Source organism: Nocardia coffeae (assembly GCF_019890715.1).
GTDB lineage: Bacteria > Actinomycetota > Actinomycetes > Mycobacteriales > Mycobacteriaceae > Nocardia > Nocardia jiangxiensis.
Genome location: NZ_JAINZY010000080.1, coordinates 1 through 467 on the forward strand (window position 1 = coordinate 1; position 467 = coordinate 467).

The following is a 467-nucleotide window of genomic DNA, read 5'->3' on the forward strand; positions in this document are numbered from 1 at the left end:
GAGGCTGGTGCGGGGCGGGGGGCTTTGATTCCGGATTCGGCGTTCACCGAGGTGGGTGCTGAGGTCGGTGATCCGTGGTCGGCGCAGGTGGTGGTGAAGGTCGCCCCGCCTTCGGATGCGGAGGTCGCCAAGCTGTCGGCAGGCCAGACGTTGATCGGTTTCCTGGCTCCGCGTAATGCGGACAACAAGATCGCCGCGTTGAAGGACGCTGGTGTGCGGGGGTTCGCGGTGGAGGCGATTCCGCGTATTTCTCGTGCGCAGGTGATGGATGCGTTGTCCTCGCAGGCGAACGTGTCCGGGTATAAGGCGGTGTTGGTGGCCGCGTCGGAGTCCACGCGGTTCTTCCCGATGTTGACCACCGCGGCCGGGACGGTGAAGCCGGCGACGGTTCTGGTGCTGGGTGTGGGTGTTGCGGGGTTGCAGGCGCTGGCGACGGCCAAGCGCCTGGGTGGCCGCACGACCGGTTA

The 467-nt window shown here is 66.8% G+C and carries 1 protein-coding gene; it reads left to right on the plus strand.

The window, feature by feature from the left end:
- A partial coding sequence (locus K7711_RS47120) for a Rossmann-fold NAD(P)-binding domain-containing protein (RefSeq protein ID WP_504741155.1) occupies positions 1-467 on the plus strand: 467 nt, incomplete at both ends.